This window comes from Capnocytophaga sp. FDAARGOS_737, assembly GCF_009730375.1.
GTDB lineage: Bacteria > Bacteroidota > Bacteroidia > Flavobacteriales > Flavobacteriaceae > Capnocytophaga > Capnocytophaga leadbetteri.
Genome location: NZ_CP046316.1, coordinates 2,296,874 through 2,315,405 on the forward strand (window position 1 = coordinate 2,296,874; position 18,532 = coordinate 2,315,405).

Sequence of the window (18,532 nt, forward strand, 5' to 3'; positions counted from 1 at the left end):
TAACAAATCATAATAAGAAATGAGCAACAAAAAAGCAACAACTCAGAAACAAGCACCACACACCACCACAGCTAAAACTACCGTAGCTACTAATAGTGACAATTCGGCACTCAACCTGTTGACTAGTTTGCTGCTAATAGCTTATGGCTATGTGACTGTCATCACGCCTAACTGGATGGCTTTTGACTCTAATGCTTCTAAATTCTACACCTTTGCTATACTCAACTTGGTGGTAGTAGCAATGGTTTTTCTGATAAAAGACTTTAGAGAGCGTACCCAAGTGTTATTTGGCTTTTTCAACAATAAAATAGGGATAGCCTATAGCATTGTGATGGTATTTGCGCTGCTATCTTTCACCAAAGCACTTGATATAGAAGAGGCGATACTGCATTATTCTAAGATATTCGTTACCTTTACCGCTGCTTGGATGGTATCAGCCTTGGTGATTTACAACAAAAAGAGTTTAGCCCCCTTGGCAGTAGCGATGACTTTGCTGCTTTTTTACGATTTCTTAATCACGATGGGAGGGGTAAAAGACATTATTAGAGGTATCAGTGGCGACTACAATATCAAAGGTGGTTACTCTAACAAAAACATCTTAGCTTCGGCTATGTTTATTAAGATACCTTTTGCTATTTGGTTGTTTTACTTCAATAAAAAGACACTCTACAGATTATTAGGGGGGATAGGGATACTTGTAGGTACGCTGGCTATCTTCTTTATGAGTACACGTACTTTCTACTTGGCTACGATACTCACCGTGGTAATATTTGCTATTTATGGCATTATTGATTATTTCATTAGAAAAAAACGCGAAACAGGAGGTAAAGTACTCATACACGTAGGTTTAGTAGTGCTAGCTTTTGGAATATTTACCTTTGTACAAAACTTTATGTATCCACAACAGATACGCCAAAGTACTAGTTTTGGGGCTCGTTTGGCAGAGGTGGCTAACCAAGAAAACTCAAGTAACAACCTACGTAAAACTGCTTGGGTTATCACCGCTACTGATATGATACCTAACAACCCAATATTAGGGGTAGGAATAGGTAACTGGAAGGTACGTTTCTTGCAATACGAGAATTCATATAGTCCGCACTATATCTATATGTACAAAAACCACAATGACTTTTTAGAGCTTACAGCGGAAGCAGGTATTTTTGCGGGCTTAGCTTTTATCGCTATTTTCTTTTTAGCCGCTTACTACTTCTTGTGGGGTACTTATAAAGAGAAAGACAACAAGAAAGAACAATGGTTCTTCCTGCCTCTGTTTGGGCTTTTTGCCTACTCGTTTGATGCCTTTTTTAACTTCCCTCAAGACCGGCCTGAAATACAAGCGCTCTTTAGTATTTACGTGGGAACTGCTGTGGGCTTAGCTGTATTGTATTACAGGAAAAATAACAAAGAAGAGAAGAAATTGCCTTTGACAGCCATTGGCTTTATAGGTATGGTAGCAGCAGTAGTAGCCGTGATGAACGTAGTGGTAGAGCGTATGTACTTTGATTCGTCAAAAATGCAACGTATGGTAAAAGAAGAACAACAAAACGTACGTCCGACCAAATCGCCTGCTGAATATTTGATACGCGAGTATCCGCGCATTCCTAACTTGACAGCAGTAGCTGAACCTGTAGATGTAGAGAAAGCTCGCTACCTAATAGACGAACAGAAATTTGAAGAGGCTCGCAAGATATTGCGCTCGATACACTATCACCCATACGATGCACGTCCTGAGTATTTTATGGCGGTGTCTTACTTTATGGAGCCTGAGAAGAACAACGACAGCATTTACAAATACGCTCATAAAGCCCGTATGATTAAGCCGAACTTCTTCGGAAGCCTTAACTTAGAAACCTTTGTCCTCAACAATATGGGCAAAGAGCAAGAATCAATAAAACTATTGAAGCAGTTTTTAGGATTAGAGAAAGATACTACTGTCGTAACTCCTAAATGGAAAAATACACTGAAGAAATTTCATATAGATGTAGATCGTGAGGCGTTAGCTAACAAACGCACTGAGGCACAAGCGTGGAATGCTTTGGCTTATCTGCAAGAGAAGAATAACCTAATAGCTGATGCTAAGGCTACCTTAGATAGCGCTTATGTATATCTGCCTAACAACCAAGATATTGTAAACAATCGTATCAAACTAACTTCGCGCTTGCAAGTAGAGCAGTTTACTCCTCTATACGTAGAAGCAGTAAATTTGTACAACAACAGGCGTTATCCTGAAGCGGTAGAAGCCTTTACTAAGTTTTTAGAAAAAGTACCCGCCCACGCTGATGCGTATCGCCTACGTGCTTATAGTTATTACAATCTACAGCAGTACCAAAAAGTAATCGCTGACATCAACCAGATGGAGAGCTTAGGTAACCCTATAGACCCTATACTCAATAACTATCGCGCTTCGTGCTACTATATGATAGGCGACAAAAATAACGCTAAGGTTTTCTTTCAGAAAGCTGCCAGCGAAGGGAATGCTGACGCTCAAAAGAACCTAAATTCGCTTACTTTTTAGAAAATGAATACCTATAAGAAACAAATACTCACTGAGAATGAGATAAAGATAATGCTGCACCGCTTAGCGTGTGAGTTGATAGAAAACCATAGCGATTTTGCTAATACCGTTTTCATCGGCATCCAGCCACGCGGCACCTCATTGGCTAAGCGTTTGCTGCAACTACTCACCACAGAATACGGAATAACGAATATTCCTTTTGGGATACTCGACATTACCTTTTTCCGCGATGATTTCAGGCGTAATGCACGCCCCTTAGAAGCAAACTCTACCGCTATTGATTTCATAGTAGAAGATAAAAAAGTAGTGTTTATAGACGATGTATTATACACTGGAAGAAGTATCAGAGCTGCCCTATCGGCTATTCAGTCTTTTGGCAGACCTGCCGAAATAGAGCTATTAGTGCTTATTGACAGACGTTTCAGTAGACATCTGCCTATACAGCCTGACTACAGGGGCAAGCAGGTAGATGCTATCAACCAAGAACGGGTAGTGGTACATTGGAAAGAAAAAGAAGGAGAAGACGCTGTATATGTAATTGATAAATAGCAGATTATTATGGTAATAGCAATACTCACCGCCTTTATAGTTATCAATCTGGTGCTGAAGCTCAGCTTCTGGAAAGTGTGGCAAACAGCCCTATTTGGTAGTATTATCTTCCTATTTGTATGGCTCTCTACAGATTTTGCTTCTGAACAATCGCAAGTAACTTTAGAGGCTATGCTCAATAACCCACGTGTGTTGAGCAATATAACGGTACTGCTCACTATTGAGACTGCAGTATGTATGGCGTTTTGTTTTACCTCGCTGCGTAGTATTTTCAAAGAAAAAGAAAGTCGATGGAATAAAATACTACAATGGTACCCTAACTTGCTTATTTTTCCTGCTTTGTTCTACATACTCACCCAATGCATTTTTTACTATACAGGAGTATCCTTTGAACAAATAGCTTTAGGAGTAGGCGTGATTTCACTTGTGTTTATCATCTTGGGAGCCTTTGGCATCCATAAGCTATTACCCGAAAAAGACCTGCGTTTGGAGCTCCATTTCTTAGTCAGCCTACTCATTACCCTTTTAGGATTAGTGAGTACTGCTAACGGGCAAATTATCTATGTACCACAGTCAGAGCCTATCAACTTTAAAATATTAGGAAATACTTTTCTCTTTTTCTTTCTGTTATTTATGGCAGGCTTTGTGTTTAACAAACTATATTGGAAAATCAAAAAAACGAAATAACCTTTAAAAAATTCAATTATCTATGAAACTAAATCTTTTGATTGCTACTACCTTATTTACACTATGTGCTGCTGGCGGCTATGCACAAGTGACTATCAATCAAGAAGCAAATATTGCTGAAGCAATGGAACTAAAAAAAGAAGTAGCTCGAAATGAAAGTGCTTTTCAGGTGCAGATTTACAACGGCAATATCACTGAAGCCAACAAAACCCTTTTAGAAGCTAAAAATACCTTTAAGCAGTACCCCGTGCTTCTATCATTTGAATCGCCTAATTACAAAGTACGTATAGGGAGCTTCCGCACCCGTTTGGAAGCAGAAAAAAACCTTTTTGAAATCAAAAAGACTTACCCAGCAGCTTTTGTAGTAGGGTTAAAATAAGCTTCTTTATAAGAGGGGAATATTATGTTTAAGAAGAATTCACTGCGCTTTCAGATTTTCTTGAGTATGACACTCTTAGTCTTGGTGTCATTTGCTCTTTTAGCATTCGTGTTAGTAGGGCAATACCGTCAGCAAGCGCTTGAGTACCACGATGAGCGTCTGATTGACAAGGAGAACCAAATAAAGATGCAGATACAATACGTATTCTCTCAAACTACTTTTCCTGTCGAGACCCCTTATATTCCTCTCATTTTCCGAGAGGATATATATACTATTGCCAATATCCAAAACCTAAACTTTGCTCTCTATGACCTCGACGGTATCTTGCTAAAAAGCTCTAAAGCATCCCTTTCTCCTGACCAAGATGCTTTTTTCATTCCTCCCTCAGTGCTTCAGCAACTCTCTTCTACCCTCAATAAACGTATTGCTGAGCATCACGAAGTGGCAGGCAGAGGCTACCAAACTTCTTATAGCTACATTACTGACTTACAGTTTAAGCCCATCGCTATCCTTAGCATTCCCTATTTTGAGAATGATACTTTCAATGAGCGCGCTTTGGAAGGTTCGTTATACAACCTTGCTATTGTCTATTTTTCACTGCTTATTGTAGCCCTTATTGTGGCTTATTTCATCTCTAAATATATCACTAAGTCATTAAAAACCATTGAACAACGGTTAGATAAAACTCGCCTACTATCGCGCAATGAGAAAATAACCCTTAAGTCTGCTCCTGCCGAAATTTCTGAATTAGTAAGTGCCTATAATGCTATGATTGATGAGATTGAGAATAGCAAGGCTCTCTTAGCACAGTCGGAGCGTGAACAGGCGTGGCGAGAGATGGCAAAACAAGTAGCCCACGAAATCAAAAATCCGCTAACCCCTATGCGCCTATCGGTGCAAAGTTTCCAGCGAAAAGCTAACAGAGAAACTCAATCAAGTGAGCTCACTAACGAATTTTGTGAATCACTTATTCAGCAAATCGACATTCTTAGCAATATCTCAACTGCTTTTTCCGCTCTTACGAATATGCCTGCTAAAAATGATGAAAACTTCAACTTTGTACCCGTTATCAAGCGTACTTTAGATATTTTTAATACTGATTATATCCATTTCACGTATTCTGACAGCGATATCACTGCTGTTTTTGACCGTGACCAACTAGGACGTGTGGTTACTAACTTAGTAAAAAATGCTATGCAAGCTACCGAAAATACCCCAATGCCGCATATAGAAGTGTCGCTGTACAAAGACAATGACTGTATTACCTTAAAAGTAAAAGATAATGGCATAGGCATAAAAGAAACTGACCGAGATAAAATTTTCGAACCTCGTTTTACCACCAAAACTAGCGGCAGTGGTTTGGGCTTAGCAATGGTAAAAAATATCATTCTTTCGTATGGAGGCACTATCTCTTTTACTTCTGAGGTTGGAAAAGGAAGCGAATTTACAGCTGTATTGGCACATTTTTTGAAAACGAATCAAACATAAAAACATTATATTTATGAATAAAAACATTTTAACATTAGGAGCAATCGCTTTATTATTTGCTGCTTGCCAAAACAATGGGTCTCAAAACAATACGATGACCAACACCACTGAAAGTACTATAATGACCACTTCTGCTGATGAAAAACAAGTTCCCGAAGTAGTGGCTACTTATGTAGGAACTCTCCCTGCTGCCGATTGTGGTGGAATGGCTACTGTTATTCATCTCTACGCTGATGACACTTACGTGAAACAAGAAGAGTGTGCCTCTAAGGACTTTCGTGCTAAAGAAGAAGGTAAAGTAACTAAGAATGAAAATATCCTTACCCTTACTTCTGAAAGTGGTGAAAAATCTTATTTTCTTCTGAAGTCTGACAGTAGCATTATATTAGTGGGTGAAGACGGCAAAGAGCCTGAAATGGCAGCTCAATACACCCTTACTAAGCAAATGCAATAGCAATAGAGCTTCGTTAGCACAAGGCTGCTCTTTCTTTGAGGGAGCAGCTTTTTTGTATTCTTACTTTTATTATCATAACTTCCTCATTTTCTAACACATACAAATTATAAAAATCTCACTTCTTGCCTAAGAATATACTATCTCCAAACTTTTAGAATTAACTTTTTTAACAACCTCTTCGTACTTTTTTATGAAAATAACATTCAAAATCTTTGGCAGTTATCTTTTTTTGTAGTATCTTTACAGCCCAATTCCAACTTTAGGCTGGCAATATACCAATGGATTTAGTACGGCTTTTTATTAAAAGAATTTCATACAATCAATCTCAAAACGATGCCTTTGTACTGATAATGCACGAATTAGAGTCTGATTTAAAACTTCCTATTGTAATAGGTGCCTTTGAAGCCCAGTCAATTGCGTTAGAGCTTGAAAAGAATATTATTCCCCCTCGACCTCTTACTCACGACCTCTTCAAAATATTCGCCGATGCTTTTCATATCAAAGTGAAAAGAGTCGTAATTTACAAGTTAGAGGAAGGAATTTTCTATTCTAATATGCTATGTATTCAGAATGGTGAAGAGCGCACTATTGATGCACGCACCAGCGATGCTATTGCTCTCGCACTCCGATTTAATGCCCCTATCTATACCTATAGAGATATTGTGCAAAAAGCCGGCATCTACATTCCCCTCCTCAATGAGGAAAATCAAAACCCTGTGAGCCCCTCTTTAGATGATATAGAAGAGGAAAACGATGGCACCAGAAATCGTTATTCTAAATACTCACTAACAGAGCTTAAAAAGATGCTTAATGATTGTATTGAGAACGAAGATTATGAGATTGCCGCTCACATCCGTGACGAAATTTCTAAACGAAACAGTACTTTTTAAACAATTATATTATAGATGAAAGAACTAACAATTACTTTAGGAAGTCTCTTCTTCCTCTCTCCAGCGATAAGTAACGCTCAACCCGCCCATTTTATTGAAAGCCAAGGATTCACAATAGAAGGCTTATGGCGTGGCGCATTAGGAATGGTAGCCATTCTCCTCATAGCTTATCTCTTTAGCAATAACCGCCGTGCTGTGAATTGGCGCACTGTGGGCATTGGTTTATTATTACAGTTATGTATCGCTGTAGGTATCTTAAAAGTCAATTTTATACAGAAAGGTTTTGATGCTGTGGGGAGTATATTCGTGTTAATCCTCGACTTCACCCGTGCTGGTAGCCAATTCTTATTAGGCAATCTACTCGATACTCAATCTTTCGGCTACATATTTGTCTTTCAAGTGTTGCCTACTATCATCTTTTTCTCCGCCCTTACCTCTCTACTTTTCTACTTAGGAGTGATACAAATAGTTGTAAAAGCAATGGCGTGGGCACTTTCTAAGCTACTAAACATCTCTGGAGCAGAAAGTCTATCTGTAACTGGCAATATATTTTTAGGACAAACGGAAGCCCCTCTGATGATTAAAGCCTACCTACCCAAAATGACTCGCTCTGAAATCCTCCTTGTGATGATTGGTGGAATGGCTACTGTAGCAGGTGGTGTAATGGCTTCATATATACAATATCTAGGAGGTGATGACCCACAAATGCGATTGCTTTTTGCTCGACATCTATTAGCTGCTTCAGTAATGGCTGCTCCTGGTGCTATTGTTATTTCTAAAATATTATGCCCACAAACAGAGCAGTTCTCTAATGACTCTCATGTATCAATGGAGAATGTAGGTTCTAACATACTCGATGCTATAGCTAATGGCACCACTGACGGACTAAAATTAGCTGCCAATGTAGGAGCTATGCTACTTGTATTCGTAGCACTTATTGCGATGATAAACTGCATTTTCAACTGGATTGGCGATTTAACTACTCTTAATGATGTAATTGCAGCCAACACTCCTTATCAAAGTGGATTATCTCTCGAAATGATACTCGGCACTATCTTCTCTCCCGTAATGTGGTTAATAGGCATTGGTAAAGAAGACGTAATGCTAATGGGACAACTACTAGGTATTAAACTTGCGTCTTCTGAGTTCGTAGCTTATACACAGTTAGGGGTTCTAAAAGACCTCACTAGTGAGCCTCATTTGTTATACAATAAATCAGTGATGATTGCTACCTATATGCTCTGTGGATTTGCTAATTTTGCCTCTATAGGCATCCAAATAGGAGGCATTGGAGCCCTTGCTCCTAACCAACGCAAAACCCTTTCAGAATTTGGCTTAAAAGCAGTTTTAGGCGGCACCTTAGCATCATTATTATCAGCTACTATTGCAGGTACCATTATAGGATAATCTAAATGAGATTCTTCGTAATTTTATGATGCAAAGATATTGCAAGAATTAATATTGTACAAATAGTTGTTCCATCCTGTTACAACCTTGTCCATAATCTTGAGAAAGCAAAACAAATAGTAATAAAAAAGGCTGCCTTGATAAAAGGTAGCCTTTTTCTTTTATTTGCAACTTTATGTTATTCAGCAGCAGCTTCTGTAGCCTGTGCAGGCTGAGCAACTTCTTCAGCGGTAGCTTTCTTTCTACCACGACGAGTAGTTTTCTTCTTAGCTACTTTTGCTGTGTTATAAGTAGTGTTATAATCTACAAACTCAATCAATGCCATTTCAGCATTATCTCCTAAACGGTTACCCAATTTGATAATACGGGTATACCCACCTGGGCGATTGCCTACTTTAGTAGCTACTTCTTTAAAAAGCTCTGTTACAGCGTATTTGTTATGTAGCTTACTAAAAGCTACACGGCGGTTGTGAGTAGTATCATTTTTTGATTTTGTCACAAGAGGCTCTACAAATATCTTAAGAGCTTTTGCTTTAGCCAACGTAGTGTTGATGCGTTTATGCTCAATCAATGAGCAAGCCATATTAGCAAGCATTGATGTTCTATGAGCGGTTTTTCTTCCTAAATGATTAATTTTATTTCCGTGTCTCATTTTTCCTTAATTAAAATAATTCAAGAGCGAGTTAATCTTTATCTAATTTGTATTTTGATATATCCATACCAAATACTAAACCTTTGTTAGCTACTAATTCATCTAATTCTATCAAAGATTTTTTACCGAAGTTTCTAAACTTCATAAGGTCTGCTTTGTTAAACGAAACCAAGTCTCCAAGAGTTTCTACTTCAGCTGCCTTTAAGCAGTTAAGTGCTCTAACAGATAAATCCATATCTATTAGCTTCGTTTTCAATAGCTGTCTCATATGTAGCGACTCTTCATCGTATGCATCTGTTTGAGCTACCTCATCAGCTTCTAAGGTTATTCTCTCATCAGAGAACAACATAAAGTGATGTATCAGAGTCTTAGCTGCTTCAGTAAGAGCGAATTTTGGATGGATTGAACCATCTGTTTTTATTTCAAAGACTAATTTCTCGTAGTCTGTTTTTTGTTCAACACGATAATTTTCAATAGAGTATTTAACGTTCTTTACAGGAGTAAATATCGAATCTGTAGCGATAACTCCTATAGCTGCGTTAGGTTTCGCATTCTCCTCTGCTGACACATAACCACGACCTTTTTCTATAGTAATTGTCATTGAGAAAGAAGCAGTCGTTTCCATATTGCAAATCACAAGGTCTGGATTCAGAATTTGGAAACCTGAAAGGGTCTTTTGAAAATCACCGGCAGTCAATTGTTTTTTACCAGAAACGCTAATAGTAGCGGTTTCTTCTTCTACATCTTCCACTTGACGTTTGAAACGCACTTGTTTCAAGTTCAGAATGATTTCAGTAACATCTTCCCTGACACCTGATATAGTAGAAAATTCGTGTTCTACTTTATCAAATTTCACAGAAGTAATAGCGAAACCTTCTAATGAAGAAAGCATCACCCTGCGTAATGCGTTACCAATAGTTAAACCATATCCGGGTTCCAAAGGGCGAAACTCAAATCGCCCCTCGAAATCCGATGATTCAATCATTATAACTTTATCTGGTTTTTGAAAGTTAAATAATGCCATAATTTGACTGCTGTCTTTTATTTATTATTTAGAGTACAACTCTACGATTAACTGTTCTTTAATATTTTCAGGAATCTGAATTCTTTGTGGTACGGCTACAAAAGTACCTTCTAATTTTTCTGGGTTCCAAGTAAGCCATTCGTATACTTTACTTGATGCAGCCAATGAATTCTCAATTACTGTTAAAGATTTTGATTTTTCGCGTACGCCTACTACATCCCCTGGTTTAAGTAAATATGACGGAATATTTACAATCTCTCCGTTTAGGGTTATATGTCTGTGCGATACCAACTGGCGTGCCGCGCTACGAGTAGGAGCGATACCCATACGATATACTACGTTATCAAGGCGTGATTCGCATAGTTGCAAAAGCACTTCACCTGTTACGTGTCTACTCCTCTTCGCTTTTTCATATAAGTTATGGAATTGTTTTTCAAGGATTCCATAAGTATATTTTGCTTTTTGCTTTTCTTGAAGCTGGATAGCATATTCTGAGCGTTTTGCTCTGCGGCGTGCTACACCGTGCTGTCCAGGAGGATAATTTTTCCTTTCAAAAGATTTATCTTCTTTAAAGATAGCTTCGCCAAATTTACGAGCTATTTTTGTCTTTGGTCCTGTATATCTTGCCATTTTTTATTATTTAACTGAAAGGTGATTATGAATTAAGGCATTCCTTCGATAATTAATAACCTTTCTTTGTTTGTTATTAGTGTTAAAAACGAAATTATACTCTACGTTTCTTTGGTGGGCGGCATCCGTTGTGTGGAAGCGGAGTAACATCTATAATTTCTGTTACTTCTATACCTGCATTGTGAATAGTTCTGATAGCAGATTCTCTACCATTACCAGGTCCTTTCACGTATACTTTTACTTTCTTAAGACCCGCATCGAAAGCTACTTTTGCAGCATCTTCTGCTGCTACTTGGGCTGCATAAGGCGTGTTCTTCTTTGAGCCTCTAAAGCCCATTTTACCAGCTGATGACCAAGCGATAACGTCTCCTTTCTTATTTGTAAGAGAAACAATCACATTGTTAAAAGTAGCTGAAACGTGTGCCTCGCCTACTGTCTCTACGATTACTTTTCTCTTCTTAGAGACCTTTGCATTTTGTTTTGCATTTTGTTTTGCCATACTTAACTACTTATTATTTAGTTGCTTTTTTCTTATTAGCCACAGTTTTCCTTTTACCTTTCCTTGTGCGAGAGTTATTCTTTGTTTTCTGTCCACGTAGTGGCAAACCATTACGGTGGCGAATACCACGGTAGCAACCAATATCCATCAAACGTTTGATGTTTAGTTGTACTTCCGAGCGCAACTCTCCCTCAATTTTATAAGACGCAACTACCTCGCGAATACGACTGATTTCGTCATCATTCCACTCGCTTACTTTAGTGTCTTCGTTTACTTGAGCTCTGCCTAAAATTTCTTTAGCTCTACTCTTTCCGATACCAAAAATGTAGGTTAAACCAATAACCCCTCTCTTGTTTTTTGGTAAGTCAATACCTGCAATTCGTGCCATAATTATCCTTGTCGTTGTTTAAATTTAGGATTTTTTTTATTAATTACGTACAATCGTCCTTTTCTGCGTACTATAATGCACTCAGAACTTCTTTTTTTAATTGATGCTCTAACTTTCATTTCGTTTTGTTTATATCAATATGAGTGTGCAAAACTACGATTTTTTTTTGTAATAGCGATATTTTTCACTATAAAAAATACAATCAATTAGTTAGGCACATTCTTCCCTAAAGGTGTTTTATCCTAATTAATATTCTGATTATCAGATAATTCACCCTTAAAAAAGGTCGCAAATAAAAATTCTATTTTATGATTATAATTCCTCACAGATTTTAGCTTTTACTTAAAATCTGTGAGAAATTAATCATCAAAATCATTGAAGAATTCTCTTAATTAATACCTTAGTAACGGTAAGTGATACGTGCTTTACTTAAGTCGTACGGACTCATCTCCAGCTTCACTTTATCTCCCGGTAGTAGTTTGATGTAGTGCATACGCATTTTTCCTGAGATGTGTGCTATCACTACGTGCCCATTATCTAGTTCTACTCTGAACATCGCATTCGAAAGGGCTTCTACAATGGTTCCGTCTTGTTCTATTGCTGCTTGTTTAGCCATATAATTAATTAAGATACTACTTTTCTGTTTTTACCTGTTTTCATCAAACCGTCATAATGGCGATTTAGCAGATATGAGTTTACTTGTTGCATTGTATCAATCGCAACCCCTACCAAGATAAGCAATGAGGTACCTCCGTAGAATAACGCCCATTTATCTTGCATACCAATAATCTTAAGCAGTGAAGGGAAAATAGCCACCAAAGCGATACAAATTGAACCAGGCAAGGTGATAAGCGACATTATTTTGTCGAGATAATCTCCTGTTTCTTTTCCTGGGCGTATCCCTGGTATAAAGCCTCCACTTCTCTTCAGATCATCAGCCATCTTATTAGTAGGTACTGTTATCGCAGTATAAAAATACGTAAAAAGTATAATCATAGCTGCAAATAGCAGGTTATACCAAAATCCGAATATATCAGAAAAGGCTGCTTGAACACTTTTTGCAAATTCCGACTGCGATAGTCCGGCTACTGTTGCAGGGATAAACATCAATGCTTGCGCAAAGATAATAGGCATAACCCCTGCCGCATTCAGTTTCAAAGGTATATATTGGCGTGCTCCAAAGATATTCTTCTCTACAGCAGCACTACCTCCATCAGCAGTTCTTCGTGCGTATTGCACTGGTATTTGTCGTACTGCTTTGATAAGAAATATACAAAGCAATATAATTACAAACCAAAGAATTACTTCTATTAGGATAAGCATTAGTCCTCCGTTTGAAGCTGTCAATCGCGAAGCAACTTCTGAAGCAAATGCTTGTGGCAAACGTGCTATGATACCTACCATAATGAGTAGTGATATACCATTGCCAATTCCTTTGTCAGTGATTTTCTCACCTAACCACATTGCAAAAATAGTACCTGTTACTAATATAGTTACCGCTGGTATGATAAAGTTGAGACCTTTGCCAAGCAAGAATGCCGAATCTGGCACCCCTAAGCGGTTGATACCGTATAAATAAACAGGTGCTTGCACAATACATATTGCAATCGTAAGCCATCGAGTGATTTGGTTTATCTTTCTTCGCCCACTCTCGCCCTCTTTCTGTAGCTTTTGAAGGTAAGGAATAGCAATACCCATCAATTGCACTACGATAGAAGCCGAGATGTAAGGCATAATCCCAAGTGCAAATACCGAAGCATTAGAAAACGCCCCACCTGTAAAGGCATTCAAGATGTCAAGTAGCCCACCCCCTGAGGTTCTGTTTGCTAGCTCGTGTAACTGAGCTGAGTCAATTCCTGGGAGTACTATATGAGCCCCAAAACGATAAACTAACAGGATTCCGAGGGTTAAAATAATTCTATTTTTTAACTCCTCTATTTTCCAAATGTTGGTCAGATTCTCGATAAACTTCTTCATAAATTAGATTTTACAAGGTTACGGCTTCCCCGCCTACGGCTTCAATGGCTGCTTTGGCGCCAGCTGTAAACTTATGAACAGATATTTTTAGTTTGGCTTTTAGCTCACCACCACCTAAGATTTTCACTAAGTCGTTTCTCTTTACGATGTGTAGCTGAACTAAGGTTTCTACATCTACCTTATCCGCAATTCTTCCAGCATCTACTAATTCTTGTAGTTTTGAAAGATTGATACCTACGTATTCTTTGCGGTTAAAGTTCTTGAAACCGAATTTTGGTACGCGTCTTTGCAAAGGCATTTGTCCACCCTCAAAACCAATCTTATGTGAAAAGCCTGAGCGTGATTTAGCACCTTTATGACCACGGGTAGAGGTTCCTCCTTTTCCTGAACCTTGTCCGCGACCTACGCGCTTCCCTTCTCTGTGTACTGAACCCTCAGCGGGTTGTAAATTACTCAAGTTCATAACTTTGTACAAAAATATTATTTAACTTCTTCTACAGAAATTAAGTGTTTTACTTTATTTATCATTCCAAGAATGGACGGGGTAGCCTCGTGCTCAGCTGTAAAGCCGATGCGTTTTAGCCCTAATGCCTCCAAAGTAAGTTTTTGGGTTTTAGGACGTTTGATGCTACTCTTAATTTGTGTTACTCTGATTTTTGCCATTGCTACAAATATTAACCTTTAAACAATTTTTCTAAAGAAATTCCTCGTTGTTCTGCAACTGTTTTTGCACTACGCAATTGCAACAAAGCATCAAAAGTAGCCTTTACCACGTTGTGAGGGTTTGAAGAACCTTGCGATTTTGATAGTACGTTATGGATACCTACTGACTCCAATACGGCACGTACTGTACCACCAGCTATTACTCCAGTACCTTCTGTAGCAGGTTGCAAGAAAACACGAGCACCACCAAACTTACCTTTTTGTTCGTGAGGCAAAGTAGTGCCGTTTAGCGGAATGCGTACAAGGTTTTTCTTTGCGTCTTCTACAGCTTTTGCAATAGCTTCCGATACTTCTTTTGATTTTCCTAATCCGTGTCCTACTACACCGTTTTCATCACCTACTACTACGATAGCAGAGAATCCAAAAGCGCGGCCACCCTTCGTTACTTTGGTAACGCGTTGTACCCCTACCAAGCGGTCTTTTAGTTCCAAACCGCTTGGTTTCACATATTCTACATTTTTATATTTCTGATACATAGTTTATTAGAATTTTAGTCCGCCTTCTCTAGCACCTTCTGCTAATGATTTTACACGTCCGTGGTAGAGGTAGCCCCCTCTATCAAATGATACTTTTTCAATACCTTGCTTGAGGGCTTTCTCAGCAATAGCCTTACCCACCATAGCAGCTTTTTCAATTTTCGTACCGCTTACAGCACTTAATTCTTTATCGCGTGACGATGCCGCTAATAGGGTAGTCCCTTTGGTATCATCTATGATTTGTACATAGATCTCATTATTGCTCCTGAAAACAGCCAAACGAGGTTGCTCTGCAGTTCCTCTGACTACTTTCCTGATTCTGCTCTTGATACGTTGTCTTCTTTGTATTTTTGATAATGCCATAGTTCTAACTATTAAGCTGATTTACCTGCTTTTCTTCTCAATACTTCTCCTACGAACTTCACACCTTTACCTTTGTAAGGTTCTGGTTTACGGAAACTGCGTATTTTAGCAGCTACCTGTCCTAAGAGTTGTTTGTCGTGAGAAGTTAATTTAATGATAGGGTTCTTACCTTTCTCGTTCACTGTCTCAAGTTTAATTTCTTGAGGCAATTCGAGAAGTATATTGTGCGAAAAACCTAAAGCCAAATCTAATTTCTGACCTTGGTTGGTAGCACGATACCCTACCCCGACTAACTCTAATTCTTTAGTGAAACCCTCTGATACACCTACCACCATATTGTGTACTAAGGCACGGTATAAACCGTGCTTAGCATTTTGTTCCTTGGTGTTATCAGTGGGTTCAAACACTAAATGTCCATCCTCTTGCTTTACAGCAATGTCTTTAACCTCTTGGGTTAATTCGCCTAATTTCCCTTTTACAGTCACTACGCTATCTTTTATAGTAACGGTAACTCCTGCAGGAATATTGATGGGTGCTTTACCTATTCTTGACATTGTTTATTGTCTTTTTTTAAAATTGATTAGTAAACGTAACAAATCACCTCACCACCTATGTTTAGCTCTCTCGCTTTTTTGCCAGTCATCACTCCTTGCGAAGTAGAGATGATAGCTATGCCTAAGCCGTTCAACACACGGGGTAGGTTATCAGCGCCTGCGTACTTTCTAAGTCCTGGGCGGCTGGCTCTTTCTATATGCCTAATAATGGGCTCTTTAGTAACTTTATCGTATTTCAAAGCTATTTTGATAGTACCTTGTACAGTACCTTCTTCAAATTTATAGCTCAAAATAAAACCCTGATCAAAAAGAATTTTAGTAATTTCTTTTTTAAGTTTTGAAGCAGGTATTTCTACTATTCTATGCCTTGCATTATTAGCATTTCTAATTCTTGTTAAATAATCTGCGATAGGATCTGTGTACATAATTTTGTCCTTTTAATTATTACCAACTTGCTTTTTTAACGCCAGGAATTAATCCTTTATTAGCCATTTCGCGGAATAAGACACGTGAAATTCCAAAAGTGCGCATATATCCTTTAGGTCGTCCTGTTAGTTTGCAACGATTGTGCAAACGTACAGGCGATGCATTCTTAGGAAGAAGCTGAAGGGCGTCATAGTCACCAGCTTCTTTTAGTGCTTTACGTTTAGCAGCATATTTTGCTACTAACTTTTGTCTTTTCACCTCGCGGGCTTTCATTGATTCTTTAGCCATATTCTTAGTTCTTTTTAAAAGGTAATCCTAATTCGCTTAATAATGATTTAGCTTCTTTATCGGTATGTGCCGATGTAACAAAGGTAATATCCATCCCTGCTATTTTATTGATTTTGTCAATATCAATTTCAGGGAAAATAATTTGTTCAGTAATTCCCAAATTATAATTACCTCTACCGTCAAAACCAGTAGCTTTAATTCCTTGAAAATCTCTTACTCGTGGAAGGGCAGTAGTGATAAGACGGTCTAAGAACTCATACATTCTTTCGCCACGCAAAGTCACTTTAGCGCCTATTGCCATACCTTTACGTAGTTTAAATGATGCTACGTCTTTTTTAGAGTAAGTGGCAATTGCTTTCTGTCCTGTGATTTTAGTAAGCTCATCGATAGCATAATCTATTTGCTTTTTATCAGCTACTGCTGAACCTACGCCACGGCTCACGACTATTTTTTCAAGTTTAGGAACCTGCATCACGTTCTTATAGCCAAATTCTTCTTTTAGAGCCGCTATTACACGCTCTCTGTATTCTTGTTTTAATCTAGGTACGTAAGCCATATTATATTACTACATTAGATTTTTTAGAAACTCGCACTTTTTTACCATCTCTCACTTCATAACCTACACGTGTAGTTTCTTTCGTCTTAGGATCTATAAGTGAAAGGTTAGAAATGTGGATATAATCTTCTTTTTTTACGATACCGCCTTGAGGATTTTTAGCGCTTGGTTTAGTGTGTTTAGACACCTCATTTACGCCCTCCACTATAGCTCTGTTTTTCTCACGGTCGATGCGTAACACCTTACCCTGATCGCCTTTGTGGTTACCTGCAATTACTTTTACAGTATCTCCTGTTTTAATTTTTACTTTCATCAAATTACTTTTTAGAAATTAAAGCACTTCTGGTGCTAATGAGACAATCTTCATAAATTGTTTATCACGAAGCTCTCTTGCTACAGGTCCGAATACACGGGTACCTCTCATCTCACCAGCCGCGTTCAGAAGAACGCAAGCATTCTCGTCAAATCGGATATAAGAACCATCGGCACGGCGTACTTCTTTTTTAGTTCTTACTACCACCGCAGTCGATACTTGTCCTTTTTTCACGTTTCCGTTAGGGGTAGCATCTTTCACGGTAACTACAATCTTATCGCCTACTGATGCGTAACGGCGTTTAGTACCACCTAACACACGTATAGTTAGTACTTCTTTCGCCCCAGTATTGTCGGCTACTTTTAATCTTGATTCCTGTTGTACCATAATTACTTAGCTCTTTCAATGATTTCAACTAATCTCCAACATTTGGTTTTACTAAGTGGGCGTGTTTCCATTATGCGCACTGTATCGCCAATATTGCAATCGTTTTTCTCGTCATGCGCTACATATTTCTTTGTGCGCAACACGAACTTACCATACATAGGGTGTTTTACGCGTTTCACTTCTGAAACTACTATTGATTTATCCATCTTGTTGCTTGTAACAACCCCTATTCTTTCTTTTCTTAAATTTCTTTTTTCCATAAGGCAGGTTCGAATTATTGTAATTCACGTTTTGTTAGCTCACTCGCCAATCTCGCAATCGTTCTTCTTACGTTACGTAATTGAATGGGTTTTTCTAATGACGAAATTGCGTGTGCCATTTTCAAATCTGCATACGATTTCTTATACTCACCAAGCTTATCCTGTAGCTCAGTTATTGTCAATTCTTTAATTTCAGACTGTTTCATTGTTCTTTAATTAATTTTGATAATCTCTTGCTACCACGAATTTTGTTTTTACAGGTAGCTTTTGTGCCGCCAATCGTAGCGCTTCTTTTGCTACGTCTAATGGCACACCGCCGACCTCAAACATTATACGTCCTGGTTTTACTACTGCTGCCCAGTACTCTACTGCACCTTTACCTTTACCCATACGTACTTCCAAAGGCTTCTTAGTGATTGGCTTATCTGGGAATATCTTTATCCAAAGCTGTCCCTCACGTTTCATATAACGGGTCGCTGCCACACGGGCTGACTCTATCTGGCGCGATGTAATAAAAGCTGAGTCTAAAGATTTTATACCGAACATACCATTTGAAAGAAGAGCTCCTCTGTGGGCAACTCCTTTCATTCTGCCTTTCTGCTGCTTACGATATTTCGTTCTTTTTGGCTGTAACATCTTTCTTGTTC

The 18,532-nt window shown here is 38.4% G+C and carries 29 protein-coding genes; 8 read left to right on the forward strand and 21 right to left on the reverse strand.

All coding sequences use genetic code 11. The features are described from left to right. Positions 1-19 precede the first annotated feature (19 nt). The 8 genes from FOC45_RS10060 to FOC45_RS10095 all read left to right on the forward strand — a co-directional run bounded on the left by FOC45_RS10060 (position 20) and on the right by FOC45_RS10095 (position 8,369). Positions 20-2,515, forward strand: coding sequence for an O-antigen ligase family protein (locus FOC45_RS10060; RefSeq protein ID WP_009391693.1), 2,496 nt, complete (start codon positions 20-22; stop codon positions 2,513-2,515). Positions 2,516-2,518: 3 nt separating this feature from the next. Continuing rightward, a complete protein-coding gene (pyrR, locus tag FOC45_RS10065) occupies positions 2,519-3,064 on the forward strand; it encodes a bifunctional pyr operon transcriptional regulator/uracil phosphoribosyltransferase PyrR (RefSeq protein ID WP_009391691.1) in 546 nt (181 codons plus the stop codon). Positions 3,065-3,073: 9 nt separating this feature from the next. Next, on the forward strand, positions 3,074-3,751 hold the full coding sequence (locus FOC45_RS10070) for a hypothetical protein (protein ID WP_009391689.1): 678 nt from the start codon (positions 3,074-3,076) through the stop codon (positions 3,749-3,751). 22 nt (positions 3,752-3,773) lie between these two features. Further along, complete coding sequence (locus FOC45_RS10075) at positions 3,774-4,130, forward strand: SPOR domain-containing protein (RefSeq protein WP_008623407.1); 357 nt, start codon at positions 3,774-3,776, stop codon at positions 4,128-4,130. Positions 4,131-4,154: 24 nt separating this feature from the next. Then, positions 4,155-5,618, forward strand: coding sequence for a HAMP domain-containing sensor histidine kinase (locus FOC45_RS10080; protein WP_009391687.1), 1,464 nt, complete (start codon positions 4,155-4,157; stop codon positions 5,616-5,618). Between the two features lie 13 nt (positions 5,619-5,631). Beyond that, the gene (locus tag FOC45_RS10085; RefSeq protein ID WP_009391685.1) at positions 5,632-6,072 is read left to right on the forward strand and encodes a copper resistance protein NlpE; all 441 of its coding nucleotides are present in this window, start codon (positions 5,632-5,634) and stop codon (positions 6,070-6,072) included. Positions 6,073-6,350: 278 nt separating this feature from the next. Further along, positions 6,351-6,962, forward strand: coding sequence for a bifunctional nuclease family protein (locus FOC45_RS10090; RefSeq protein WP_009391683.1), 612 nt, complete (start codon positions 6,351-6,353; stop codon positions 6,960-6,962). Positions 6,963-6,977: 15 nt separating this feature from the next. Beyond that, positions 6,978-8,369 carry a NupC/NupG family nucleoside CNT transporter gene (locus FOC45_RS10095; RefSeq protein ID WP_009391681.1) on the forward strand — a complete coding sequence of 464 codons (1,392 nt, stop codon included), beginning with the start codon at positions 6,978-6,980 and terminating at the stop codon, positions 8,367-8,369. 178 nt (positions 8,370-8,547) lie between these two features. On the opposite strand, the gene rplQ is transcribed toward FOC45_RS10095, so the two are convergent. From rplQ to rplP, 21 genes are all read right to left on the reverse strand, one after another. Then, positions 8,548-9,021: a 50S ribosomal protein L17 gene (gene rplQ, locus FOC45_RS10100; RefSeq protein ID WP_155846664.1), complete on the reverse strand. Its 474-nt coding sequence runs from the start codon at positions 9,019-9,021 to the stop codon at positions 8,548-8,550. Positions 9,022-9,052: 31 nt separating this feature from the next. Then, positions 9,053-10,045 carry a DNA-directed RNA polymerase subunit alpha gene (locus FOC45_RS10105; RefSeq protein WP_009391675.1) on the reverse strand — a complete coding sequence of 331 codons (993 nt, stop codon included), beginning with the start codon at positions 10,043-10,045 and terminating at the stop codon, positions 9,053-9,055. A 24-nt stretch (positions 10,046-10,069) separates the two neighbouring features. Continuing rightward, on the reverse strand, positions 10,070-10,675 hold the full coding sequence (gene rpsD / locus FOC45_RS10110) for a 30S ribosomal protein S4 (protein WP_009391673.1): 606 nt from the start codon (positions 10,673-10,675) through the stop codon (positions 10,070-10,072). Between the two features lie 94 nt (positions 10,676-10,769). Beyond that, the gene (rpsK, locus tag FOC45_RS10115) at positions 10,770-11,174 is read right to left on the reverse strand and encodes a 30S ribosomal protein S11 (RefSeq protein WP_009391672.1); all 405 of its coding nucleotides are present in this window, start codon (positions 11,172-11,174) and stop codon (positions 10,770-10,772) included. Positions 11,175-11,187: 13 nt separating this feature from the next. Next, a complete protein-coding gene (gene rpsM / locus FOC45_RS10120) occupies positions 11,188-11,562 on the reverse strand; it encodes a 30S ribosomal protein S13 (protein WP_009391666.1) in 375 nt (124 codons plus the stop codon). Between the two features lie 2 nt (positions 11,563-11,564). Further along, positions 11,565-11,681 carry a type B 50S ribosomal protein L36 gene (gene ykgO, locus FOC45_RS10125; RefSeq protein ID WP_002676536.1) on the reverse strand — a complete coding sequence of 39 codons (117 nt, stop codon included), beginning with the start codon at positions 11,679-11,681 and terminating at the stop codon, positions 11,565-11,567. A 281-nt stretch (positions 11,682-11,962) separates the two neighbouring features. After that, positions 11,963-12,178: a translation initiation factor IF-1 gene (infA, locus tag FOC45_RS10130; RefSeq protein ID WP_002675066.1), complete on the reverse strand. Its 216-nt coding sequence runs from the start codon at positions 12,176-12,178 to the stop codon at positions 11,963-11,965. A gap of 8 nt (positions 12,179-12,186) precedes the next feature. Further along, positions 12,187-13,539, reverse strand: a complete 1,353-nt coding sequence (secY, locus tag FOC45_RS10135) for a preprotein translocase subunit SecY (protein ID WP_009391664.1) — start codon at positions 13,537-13,539, stop codon at positions 12,187-12,189. 10 nt (positions 13,540-13,549) lie between these two features. Further along, a complete protein-coding gene (gene rplO, locus FOC45_RS10140; RefSeq protein ID WP_009391663.1) occupies positions 13,550-14,002 on the reverse strand; it encodes a 50S ribosomal protein L15 in 453 nt (150 codons plus the stop codon). A 17-nt stretch (positions 14,003-14,019) separates the two neighbouring features. Next, a complete protein-coding gene (gene rpmD / locus FOC45_RS10145; protein WP_009391662.1) occupies positions 14,020-14,202 on the reverse strand; it encodes a 50S ribosomal protein L30 in 183 nt (60 codons plus the stop codon). A gap of 11 nt (positions 14,203-14,213) precedes the next feature. Further along, positions 14,214-14,738: a 30S ribosomal protein S5 gene (gene rpsE, locus FOC45_RS10150; protein WP_009391661.1), complete on the reverse strand. Its 525-nt coding sequence runs from the start codon at positions 14,736-14,738 to the stop codon at positions 14,214-14,216. Positions 14,739-14,744: 6 nt separating this feature from the next. After that, entirely contained in the window at positions 14,745-15,101 is a 357-nt protein-coding gene (gene rplR / locus FOC45_RS10155; RefSeq protein WP_009391660.1) for a 50S ribosomal protein L18, read from the reverse strand. A gap of 11 nt (positions 15,102-15,112) precedes the next feature. Further along, positions 15,113-15,655, reverse strand: coding sequence for a 50S ribosomal protein L6 (gene rplF, locus FOC45_RS10160; protein ID WP_009391659.1), 543 nt, complete (start codon positions 15,653-15,655; stop codon positions 15,113-15,115). Between the two features lie 26 nt (positions 15,656-15,681). Next, complete coding sequence (gene rpsH, locus FOC45_RS10165; protein WP_009391658.1) at positions 15,682-16,080, reverse strand: 30S ribosomal protein S8; 399 nt, start codon at positions 16,078-16,080, stop codon at positions 15,682-15,684. A gap of 19 nt (positions 16,081-16,099) precedes the next feature. Then, a complete protein-coding gene (rpsN, locus tag FOC45_RS10170) occupies positions 16,100-16,369 on the reverse strand; it encodes a 30S ribosomal protein S14 (RefSeq protein ID WP_009391657.1) in 270 nt (89 codons plus the stop codon). 4 nt (positions 16,370-16,373) lie between these two features. After that, positions 16,374-16,925, reverse strand: a complete 552-nt coding sequence (gene rplE, locus FOC45_RS10175) for a 50S ribosomal protein L5 (protein WP_009391656.1) — start codon at positions 16,923-16,925, stop codon at positions 16,374-16,376. 1 nt (position 16,926) lies between these two features. Continuing rightward, positions 16,927-17,238 (reverse strand): 50S ribosomal protein L24, encoded by a 312-nt coding sequence (gene rplX, locus FOC45_RS10180; RefSeq protein WP_009391655.1) that lies wholly within the window; start codon positions 17,236-17,238, stop codon positions 16,927-16,929. A gap of 18 nt (positions 17,239-17,256) precedes the next feature. Then, positions 17,257-17,625 (reverse strand): 50S ribosomal protein L14, encoded by a 369-nt coding sequence (rplN, locus tag FOC45_RS10185; protein ID WP_009391654.1) that lies wholly within the window; start codon positions 17,623-17,625, stop codon positions 17,257-17,259. Between the two features lie 2 nt (positions 17,626-17,627). Continuing rightward, positions 17,628-17,885 carry a 30S ribosomal protein S17 gene (rpsQ, locus tag FOC45_RS10190; protein ID WP_002675041.1) on the reverse strand — a complete coding sequence of 86 codons (258 nt, stop codon included), beginning with the start codon at positions 17,883-17,885 and terminating at the stop codon, positions 17,628-17,630. A gap of 14 nt (positions 17,886-17,899) precedes the next feature. Then, positions 17,900-18,091, reverse strand: a complete 192-nt coding sequence (rpmC, locus tag FOC45_RS10195) for a 50S ribosomal protein L29 (RefSeq protein ID WP_009391652.1) — start codon at positions 18,089-18,091, stop codon at positions 17,900-17,902. Between the two features lie 10 nt (positions 18,092-18,101). Beyond that, positions 18,102-18,521 carry a 50S ribosomal protein L16 gene (rplP, locus tag FOC45_RS10200; protein WP_009391651.1) on the reverse strand — a complete coding sequence of 140 codons (420 nt, stop codon included), beginning with the start codon at positions 18,519-18,521 and terminating at the stop codon, positions 18,102-18,104. Positions 18,522-18,532 lie beyond the last annotated feature (11 nt).

What these genes read in the sequence shown, in the direction of transcription:
- FOC45_RS10060 (WP_009391693.1), top strand. Translation starts at nt 20, where the DNA reads ATGAGCAACAAAAAAGCAACAACTCAGAAACAAGCACCACACACCACC.
- pyrR (WP_009391691.1), top strand. Translation starts at nt 2,519, where the DNA reads ATGAATACCTATAAGAAACAAATACTCACTGAGAATGAGATAAAGATA.
- FOC45_RS10070 (WP_009391689.1), top strand. Translation starts at nt 3,074, where the DNA reads ATGGTAATAGCAATACTCACCGCCTTTATAGTTATCAATCTGGTGCTG.
- FOC45_RS10075 (WP_008623407.1), top strand. Translation starts at nt 3,774, where the DNA reads ATGAAACTAAATCTTTTGATTGCTACTACCTTATTTACACTATGTGCT.
- FOC45_RS10080 (WP_009391687.1), top strand. Translation starts at nt 4,155, where the DNA reads ATGTTTAAGAAGAATTCACTGCGCTTTCAGATTTTCTTGAGTATGACA.
- FOC45_RS10085 (WP_009391685.1), top strand. Translation starts at nt 5,632, where the DNA reads ATGAATAAAAACATTTTAACATTAGGAGCAATCGCTTTATTATTTGCT.
- FOC45_RS10090 (WP_009391683.1), top strand. Translation starts at nt 6,351, where the DNA reads ATGGATTTAGTACGGCTTTTTATTAAAAGAATTTCATACAATCAATCT.
- FOC45_RS10095 (WP_009391681.1), top strand. Translation starts at nt 6,978, where the DNA reads ATGAAAGAACTAACAATTACTTTAGGAAGTCTCTTCTTCCTCTCTCCA.
- rplQ (WP_155846664.1), bottom strand. Translation starts at nt 9,021, where the DNA reads ATGAGACACGGAAATAAAATTAATCATTTAGGAAGAAAAACCGCTCAT.
- FOC45_RS10105 (WP_009391675.1), bottom strand. Translation starts at nt 10,045, where the DNA reads ATGGCATTATTTAACTTTCAAAAACCAGATAAAGTTATAATGATTGAA.
- rpsD (WP_009391673.1), bottom strand. Translation starts at nt 10,675, where the DNA reads ATGGCAAGATATACAGGACCAAAGACAAAAATAGCTCGTAAATTTGGC.
- rpsK (WP_009391672.1), bottom strand. Translation starts at nt 11,174, where the DNA reads ATGGCAAAACAAAATGCAAAACAAAATGCAAAGGTCTCTAAGAAGAGA.
- rpsM (WP_009391666.1), bottom strand. Translation starts at nt 11,562, where the DNA reads ATGGCACGAATTGCAGGTATTGACTTACCAAAAAACAAGAGAGGGGTT.
- ykgO (WP_002676536.1), bottom strand. Translation starts at nt 11,681, where the DNA reads ATGAAAGTTAGAGCATCAATTAAAAAAAGAAGTTCTGAGTGCATTATA.
- infA (WP_002675066.1), bottom strand. Translation starts at nt 12,178, where the DNA reads ATGGCTAAACAAGCAGCAATAGAACAAGACGGAACCATTGTAGAAGCC.
- secY (WP_009391664.1), bottom strand. Translation starts at nt 13,539, where the DNA reads ATGAAGAAGTTTATCGAGAATCTGACCAACATTTGGAAAATAGAGGAG.
- rplO (WP_009391663.1), bottom strand. Translation starts at nt 14,002, where the DNA reads ATGAACTTGAGTAATTTACAACCCGCTGAGGGTTCAGTACACAGAGAA.
- rpmD (WP_009391662.1), bottom strand. Translation starts at nt 14,202, where the DNA reads ATGGCAAAAATCAGAGTAACACAAATTAAGAGTAGCATCAAACGTCCT.
- rpsE (WP_009391661.1), bottom strand. Translation starts at nt 14,738, where the DNA reads ATGTATCAGAAATATAAAAATGTAGAATATGTGAAACCAAGCGGTTTG.
- rplR (WP_009391660.1), bottom strand. Translation starts at nt 15,101, where the DNA reads ATGGCATTATCAAAAATACAAAGAAGACAACGTATCAAGAGCAGAATC.
- rplF (WP_009391659.1), bottom strand. Translation starts at nt 15,655, where the DNA reads ATGTCAAGAATAGGTAAAGCACCCATCAATATTCCTGCAGGAGTTACC.
- rpsH (WP_009391658.1), bottom strand. Translation starts at nt 16,080, where the DNA reads ATGTACACAGATCCTATCGCAGATTATTTAACAAGAATTAGAAATGCT.
- rpsN (WP_009391657.1), bottom strand. Translation starts at nt 16,369, where the DNA reads ATGGCTAAAGAATCAATGAAAGCCCGCGAGGTGAAAAGACAAAAGTTA.
- rplE (WP_009391656.1), bottom strand. Translation starts at nt 16,925, where the DNA reads ATGGCTTACGTACCTAGATTAAAACAAGAATACAGAGAGCGTGTAATA.
- rplX (WP_009391655.1), bottom strand. Translation starts at nt 17,238, where the DNA reads ATGAAAGTAAAAATTAAAACAGGAGATACTGTAAAAGTAATTGCAGGT.
- rplN (WP_009391654.1), bottom strand. Translation starts at nt 17,625, where the DNA reads ATGGTACAACAGGAATCAAGATTAAAAGTAGCCGACAATACTGGGGCG.
- rpsQ (WP_002675041.1), bottom strand. Translation starts at nt 17,885, where the DNA reads ATGGAAAAAAGAAATTTAAGAAAAGAAAGAATAGGGGTTGTTACAAGC.
- rpmC (WP_009391652.1), bottom strand. Translation starts at nt 18,091, where the DNA reads ATGAAACAGTCTGAAATTAAAGAATTGACAATAACTGAGCTACAGGAT.
- rplP (WP_009391651.1), bottom strand. Translation starts at nt 18,521, where the DNA reads ATGTTACAGCCAAAAAGAACGAAATATCGTAAGCAGCAGAAAGGCAGA.